Annotated in this window: 7 protein-coding genes; 3 read left to right on the top strand and 4 right to left on the bottom strand. The window is 70.0% G+C overall.

The window, feature by feature from the left end; all coding sequences use genetic code 11:
* Positions 1-274 precede the first annotated feature (274 nt).
* Complete coding sequence (locus E3O60_RS17770) at positions 275-1,858, top strand: glycosyltransferase family 39 protein (RefSeq protein WP_165787883.1); 1,584 nt, start codon at positions 275-277, stop codon at positions 1,856-1,858.
* On the opposite strand, the gene E3O60_RS17765 is transcribed toward E3O60_RS17770, so the two are convergent.
* The gene (locus E3O60_RS17765) at positions 1,846-3,249 is read right to left on the bottom strand and encodes a glycosyltransferase family 87 protein (RefSeq protein ID WP_134498829.1); all 1,404 of its coding nucleotides are present in this window, start codon (positions 3,247-3,249) and stop codon (positions 1,846-1,848) included. The genes E3O60_RS17770 and E3O60_RS17765 overlap by 13 nt on opposite strands.
* Before the next feature lie 123 nt (positions 3,250-3,372).
* Here E3O60_RS17765 and E3O60_RS17760 point away from each other — a divergent pair, with 123 nt between their 5' ends.
* The gene (locus E3O60_RS17760) at positions 3,373-4,611 is read left to right on the top strand and encodes a molybdopterin-dependent oxidoreductase (RefSeq protein ID WP_240632373.1); all 1,239 of its coding nucleotides are present in this window, start codon (positions 3,373-3,375) and stop codon (positions 4,609-4,611) included.
* Entirely contained in the window at positions 4,608-5,096 is a 489-nt protein-coding gene (locus E3O60_RS17755) for a hypothetical protein (RefSeq protein ID WP_133160298.1), read from the top strand. Before E3O60_RS17760 ends, E3O60_RS17755 begins: the two co-directional genes overlap by 4 nt.
* Here E3O60_RS17755 and E3O60_RS17750 read toward each other — a convergent pair.
* Genes E3O60_RS17750 through E3O60_RS17740 form a run of 3 tightly spaced genes read right to left on the bottom strand, consistent with a single transcriptional unit; the run spans position 5,045 to position 7,040 of the window.
* A complete protein-coding gene (locus E3O60_RS17750) occupies positions 5,045-5,737 on the bottom strand; it encodes a bifunctional 2-polyprenyl-6-hydroxyphenol methylase/3-demethylubiquinol 3-O-methyltransferase UbiG (RefSeq protein WP_088455303.1) in 693 nt (230 codons plus the stop codon). The two genes, E3O60_RS17755 and E3O60_RS17750, sit on opposite strands and share 52 nt — an antisense overlap.
* Positions 5,734-6,375, bottom strand: a complete 642-nt coding sequence (locus tag E3O60_RS17745) for a DUF2064 domain-containing protein (protein WP_134498827.1) — start codon at positions 6,373-6,375, stop codon at positions 5,734-5,736. Before E3O60_RS17745 ends, E3O60_RS17750 begins: the two co-directional genes overlap by 4 nt.
* Positions 6,372-7,040 (bottom strand): glycosyltransferase family 2 protein, encoded by a 669-nt coding sequence (locus E3O60_RS17740; protein ID WP_198414974.1) that lies wholly within the window; start codon positions 7,038-7,040, stop codon positions 6,372-6,374. Before E3O60_RS17740 ends, E3O60_RS17745 begins: the two co-directional genes overlap by 4 nt.
* Positions 7,041-7,129: the final 89 nt, after the last annotated feature.

The raw sequence follows: 7,129 nt of genomic DNA, 5'->3' as shown, positions 1-7,129 counted from the left end.
CGGCATCGCCACCATCACCGTCAACACCAAGTAACACCCCCGCACCACACGAAAAACGGCCGAGCACCAGCTCGGCCGTTTTTTCGCGCCACAAGCACCCCGCACCCCGTGCCCAGACCGCGAAAGCGGGCCGTACCCGTGAACGGGGCTCTGAGGGGCTACACGACGATATGTGCCTCCGGGTAGATTCCCGGGAAAAGTCGCCTACCCTCGACAGGGGGTCGCATCGGCCGCCGACCGACATGACTGGGTACGAATGGGAGAACGCTCGACCATGACCGCCCCCACCACAACACTTCGCCGCGCACCGATTCGTACCATGCGCATCCCGGTCCGCTCGTCGGGGCGTGACGCCCTGCTCGTCGGGCTGTTCGGCACCCTGCTGACGCTGGCCTGGTCGTGGCAGCCCTCTCTCTGGTTCGACGAGGCGGCGACGGTTTCCGCCACCATGCGTAGCTGGCCGGAGCTGGGCCGGATGCTGGTGAGCATCGATGCCGTGCACGGTCTGTACTACGCCGGAATGCACCTCTGGCTCGACCTCGTGGGCTACTCGCCGTTCGCGCTGCGCCTGCCGAGCGCCGTCTGCGTCGGGGTCGCTGCAGCGCTGACGGTCATTCTGGTTCGCTCTCGGGCCGGCCGTCGCGCCGCGATACTCGCCGGCGTCGCCTTCTGCCTGCTGCCCAGGGTGACATGGATGGGCGCCGAGGGCCGGTCGTATGCGCTGACCGCCGCACTCGCGGTGGCGCTGACCCTGATCTTCCTCGCCGCGTGGCGCCGCGGGCCGGCGCCGCGGCGCATCCGCGTGCTCTGGTGGACGCTCTACGGCGCGGTCGCCGTTGTCTCCACCGTCACCTTCATCTACCTCGCCTTCCTGGTCGGCGCCCACGGGCTGACCGCGCTGTGGACGGTGTGGGCCGGCCGGCGGCGGAACCGGGCCGCCCGCGCATCGCTGTTCGGCTGGATCGTCGCCTCGCTCGCCGCCGGGGCGCTCTTGGTGCCGTTTGCCCTGGCCGTGGTAGGGCAGTCCGGCCAGGTGAGCTGGATCGCCCCGATCAGCTGGGGCAGTTGGAACGGCGTCTTCGTCACCCAGTGGTTCTACCTGAACCGGCCGTTCGCGGTGGCGGGTTGGGCCCTGATGGTTGTCGGCGTCGTCGCCCTGGTCGTCGCGGCCCGCCGGACCAGGGCCACCGGTTTCGCGCTGTCGCGGGAGCAGTCCCGAAATCCGTCGCTACTGGCGATCGCGGTACCGTGGCTGGTCGTGCCCACACTCGGGGTCATCGTCGCGTCGGCGATGGCGACGCCGCTGTACTCCCCTCGCTACCTCACGTTCAGCGCGCCGGCGGTGGCCATCCTGATCGGGGTGGCGCTCGACCTGCTGCGGCGCCGCTGGCTGATCGTCACCGCCCTCGTCGCATTGGCCGGTCTGGCCGCTCCGCAGTTCGTCGCACAGCGACAGCCGGAGGCCAAGCAGAATTCGTCCTGGAGCGAGGTCGCCGACCTCATCAGCACAGAGCGGGCCGCGCGTCCCGACGACACTGCCGCCATCATCTACGGGCCGGTGCGCCAGCATCCGGCGGCGACAACCCGGGTGATCGCGTATTCGTATCCGGATGCGTTCGAGGGGCTGATCGACGTGAAGCTGAAAACCCCGGCCGCCCAGACCGGCGGGCTGTGGGAGACCCGGTACCCGCTGGATGCCGTGACCGACCGGTTCGACGGCGTCGACGCGGTCTGGTTGGTGACGAGCGACAAGCAGGACTGGCGCCCGAGCGTCACCGCCAAGCTCGGCACGCTCGGCTATGCCCTCGACGAGGAATGGGGCCTGACCGGCGTCAACGTTCTGCGCTACGTGCGCTGACCGTTCCTGAGCGCGGCGGGGATGCGGGTCAGCGCGCCCCGCCACCGGTCGAGCGCGCCCGGACCGGCGCGTCGCACCGACACGACCACGATCAGCACCAGCGCGATGCCCAGCGAGACCCTGCTGACCGTGAGCGTGGGCACCAGCAGACGCACGGTCAGGGCGAGCGGAATCGCCAACCACTCCCACCGACCGCTGAGCGCGATGAACGGCAACAGCAGCAGCGCGTACCAGGGGTACCGGGGGCTGAGCACCAGAAGGGTGCCGCCGATCATCACGAGCTGGCCGAGCCAGGGACGCTCGGGGTCGGTCTTCCAGATGGTCAACGCGGCCAGACCGGCCAGCAGGATCGCCGCGACGACGATGGCCGATCCGCCCGGCGCGATCAGGGAGACCAACGCGAATCTGGACCCGTCCTCGTAGCCCTCCTCGGTGAGGTAGCCGGGCAGGTAACCGAGCACGCCGATGCCGGTGGCCAGCACATACGGCAGATACAGAAGCGCGAAGGTCACGATCGCCGCGACGACGACCTTCCAGCCCTGTCGTTTGAGCATGGCAGGCGCGGCGATGGCCGGGATCAGCTTGACCCCGATGGCCATCCCGAGCAGAATGCCGCCGCGGACATACTTCGCGCTGCTGACCCAGAACGCGGCGGCGACGACGAAGGCCACCCCCAGCAGATCCACGTGCGAATTGGTGACGCCCTCGGTCGCGACCAGGGGGCACCAGGCCCACACCGCCGCATAGCGCTGGTCGATGCCGCGGCGGCGCATGCCGACCAGCAGCATCCCGGTGATGCCGACGCTCAGCAGCAGACCGGTCAGCTGCAGCGGCCAATAGCCCGCGTCCGCCCCGACGACGGCCCGAACGGCGGCGAAATAGATTTCGGCGGCCGGCGGATAGATGGTGGGCACCGTCGTCCGGTTCAGCGCCGAGCAGAGCGGCAGGCCGGCACCCCGGTCCACGGTCTCTATTCGTTCGCCCACGCAGTCCGGCCCGCCGGCGCCGGACACCGGCGCCGGGAACAGCCAGTCCGGCCGCAGCTCGTCGAGTCTGTCGTCGGCGGGCACATAGGCGTACGGCGAGATGCCGGCGTTTTGCACGATGCCGTCCCACGCGTAGCGCGCGGAGTCGGTGCTGGTGTTCGGCGGGCCGACCATCGCGGCCCCACCGATCAACACGGATCCGGCGAGCACGAGCACCACGACGGCCCGGCCCCGCACCCTCCGCAGGACCACCAAGGCCGCGGCGAAAAACAGCCAGAGCACAACGGTGCCCAGCAACAGAGGCACGGTGTCCCGGTGCGGCCTGAACAGGTCGAAAGCCAGCACGATACCCGCCGTGAGGGCAGCGCTGGCGGCCAAGAGGACCGAGACAATGGCAATACGCACCCTGCCATCCTCCCGCACCCGTCGACGGGCGCCCCGACGGGCTGGTGGCGGCGTCATTGAACCGTAAGGATTACCGAGGCTCCCGGCGTCGATGAGGTGGTGGAATGGACTATGCGCCGATTGATGTACGAGGCTAGGGCCCAGCTCGCCTCTCCGGTGCGAAACCCGCGGATGGCCACCGTCATCGGCCGCCTCCTCGGACTGGCCTTCCTGCTCTGCTTCGGCACCGGCCTGTACAGCCATTTCCTGCAGCAGCCACTGCCGTGGATGACCTTCCCCACCCGACCTGTCGGCCTCTATCAGGTCAGCCAGGGCACCCACATCATCGCCGGGATCGCCTGCTTCCCGCTGCTGCTGGCCAAGCTCTATGTGGTTTTCCCGCAACTGTTCCAGTACCCGCCGGTCACCTCGTTCGCCAACTTCCTCGAGCGGGCATCGATCGCGCTCTTCGTGGGCGCCTCACTGGTGGAGATCACGATCGGCCTGCTCAACACGTACCAGTGGTACCCGTTCCCGTTCCCGTTCAAGCAGGTGCACTTCGCGCTGGCCTTCGTGATCGTCGGCTCGCTTCTGGTGCACATCGGCGTGAAACTGCCGCTGATCGCGGCGCACTGGCGAGCCGAACCGGCTCCCGGACCCGAAGAACGCCACCCCGTCGACACCGTCGAGGCAACGTCAGCCGATGACGAGGGGTTGTCTCGCACTCGCGGCCTCACCGGACGGGTGCTCGCCTACATCGACAGCACCCCGGAGCTCCCCGCCCGCACCAGCCGCCGCGGGTTCCTGGCCACCGTGGCGCTGGCCGTCGCGGCCGTCGTCGGGCTCACGGCCGGCCAGACCTTCGCGCCGCTGGACGCCGTAAACGTGTTCGGACCGCGCAAGAAGGGCGTCGGCCAGCAGGGCGTGCCCGTCAACCGCACTTCGGCGCAGGCCAAGGTGGCCACGGCGGCCCTGTCGGCCGACTGGGTACTCACCCTGGCGGTCGGCGACACCGAACGTTCGTTCAGTCGGGCCGACCTGGCCGCACTCCCGCAGACCGATGTCGACCTGCCCATCGCCTGCGTGGAGGGGTGGAGCCAGATGGCCGCCTGGCGGGGTGTGCGCCTGCGTGACCTCGTCGACGCTGCCGGCGGCTCCCCCGAGTCCGACCTCAGGCTGATCAGCCTGGAGCAGCGCGGCGGCTTCAAACAGACCGAAATGGGCAGCGAGTACGTGCGTGACCCGCTCACCCTGGTCGCCCTCGAGTTGAACGGCGAGATCCTCGACCTCGAGCACGGCTATCCGGCGCGCATGATCGCGCCGGGCCGGCCCGGCGTTCTTCAGACCAAGTGGCTCAGCCGGATCGAGGCGATCGACGCATGATGACAACATCATCCCCGGCCCTGCCATCGAGCCGGATGCGGGCGGCGCGAGTGGTTCTCGTCGTCGTCGGTGCGCTCGGACTCGCCTTCGGCGGGTACCTGATGGTCGACACCGTCGCTCTGCGGCGGCTGCCGGGAGTCGCTCTCTGGATCGGCGCGGCCATCGTGCTGCACGACGCCGTGATCTCGCCTCTGGTCTTCGGGCTCGGAGTCCTCACCCGGCGCGCCGGGCACCGGCTGGCCGGCGCCATCATCGTGACCGTTCAGGCCGCCATCGTGCTCGGGTCACTGATGACGCTCATCGTGCTGCCGGCCATTGCCGCGCAAGGCCTGGGGCCCAAGAACCCCACCATCCTGCCGTTGGACTACGCGCGGAACCTGGGCCTGTTCTGGCTCACGCTCGCCGTGGCCAGCGCCCTGATCTCCGTATGGCTCTACGTGCGCACCAGGCGGGCGAACCAGCGGCCGTCGCGGATCCAGTCCTGATCCACCCGGAACCCCGCCTCTTCGGCGCGCGCCCGGAGCGGCACGATACCGATCTCGGCCCACGGGAACACGCCACTGCTGCGGCCCTGGGCGTCTTCGAGGGTGCCCTCGAAGGCATGGTCGCGATCGGGATCCTGGCTGACCTCGACCACGAGCGCGCCGTCTGCGGCGAGAAGTTCGGCGCACCGGGCCAGCAGCGCCCCGGCGTCGCCGCCGATGCCGATGTTCCCGTCCAGGAGCAAGGCCGTGCCCCAGCCGCCCTCGAGCGGCATCGGGGCGAAGACCGAACTGTTGAGCACCGTGAGGCCCGCCTCCGTGGCAATGCGCACCGCGGTCGGGGATACGTCAACACCGAGGGCCGACAAGCCCAGGTCCATGGCCGCCCGAACCATCCGGCCCGGGCCGCAGCCGATATCGAGCACCGGCCCGGCGGCGCCGGTCAGCACGTCGAGGTCGGTGGCGTCGGCGCCCGCGCTCCAGCGGCCGGCATCCATCGGAGCCGCCGCCGGGGCCTGCGCCGCGGTGTTGCGCAGGTACAGCACCGCGGATTCGTCGCGCAGTGCGGCAGCGTATGGTTCGGTGCCGCCGGAGCCGAACGTGGGGTCCGCCTCGAGACCGGCGCGGCCGGCGAGGAGCGTCATCGGGTCACCTCGCTCAGCTGGAGTGCGCCGAAGCCGGCCAGTGCAAGCGCGAACCGGCTGTGCGGGGCGAGAGCGGCCACCACGTAGGCGTCCTCGATGTGATCCACGTCGGTGAGGGTCGGCAACAGGCGCACCCGAAGCCCCGCGGCTCGGAGCCGGGCGAGCTGGTGCATGCCGGTGTCACTCTGGGACATCGGCACGCCGCGGATCAGGTCGCCGTCGGGGTGACGCAGGCCGAGGGCCCAGAATCCACCGTCGGCGGCGGGGCCGAACCAGGCGTCGACGTCGTCGGGCCAGTCCTCGAACAGCGGGGCGAGCACGTCGGCGGTCACCTGGGGGGTGTCCATGCCGATCAGCACGGCAGGTCCGGTGCAGCCGTCGAATATCGCGCCGAGGCGTTCGTCGAGGCCACCGGCCACCTGGGGCAGGATGTCGTAGCCGGCGGCGGCGGCGGGCGCCACCGCACCGTCGAACGCAAGCACCCGACGTGTGGCGGGCAGCGCGGCGACAGCGGCGAGGGTGTCGTTGAGACTGGCGGAGGCCAGCTCCGCGGCCTGCTCGAGGCTGAGCGGCGGGTGCAGCCGGGTCTTCACCTTGCCGGGCAGGCATTCCTTGGCTATGACGATCAGGGTGGTCATCGTCTGGCCTCCTTCAGGAGCCGCGACATATCGGTGATCGCCGTGAGGGTGCCGCGCACTGTGCCGGTGACCTTGCTGCGGCCGACCCTGGGAGCGTACGGGGTATCGACCTCGCGGATGCGCCAACCTCGTGCGGCGGCCTTGAGGAAGACCTCCAGCGGGTAGCCGCTGCGCCGGTCCTGAAGGTCGAGGGACAGCAGGTCGTCTCTCCGGGCGGCCCGCATCGGGCCCAAGTCGTAAATGTTCACACCTGTTGTTCGGCGCAGTCGCCAAGAAAGAGTGGAATTGGCTATCCGGGCGTGCACGGGCCACGATCCGGCTGTCGTCGGACGGCGCCGGCCGAGCACCAGATCGGCTTCGCCGGCTCGCACCGGGTCAACCACGAGTGGCAGGTCGCGTGGATCCATCGACGCGTCGGCGTCGCAGAACGCCACGATGGGAGCGGTCGCCCTCAACAGCCCGGCGTGCGCGGCCGCACCGAACCCCCGACGGGCCTCGGTCACGACCAGGGCCCCGGCCGCCTCGGCGATGCGCGCCGAGTCATCCGTCGAGCCGTTGTCGACAACGATCGCCCGGTACCCCTCCGGCAGCCGGGCCAGCAGCCAGGGCAGCGCCCCCGCCTCGTTCAGGCACGGCATCACGACATCGACCAGGTTTTCGCTCACCCCTCGACCCTAGGTCGGGGGGCGTGCCGACACTCCGCAGCAAACGTTACGGACTGGGGAAATATCTGTGGCAGAGCCGCCGCGGAGCC

It is taken from the genome of Cryobacterium sp. TMB1-7, from assembly GCF_004402435.1.
Lineage (GTDB): Bacteria > Actinomycetota > Actinomycetes > Actinomycetales > Microbacteriaceae > Cryobacterium > Cryobacterium zongtaii.
This window is presented reverse-complemented; position numbering and strand designations above follow the sequence as displayed.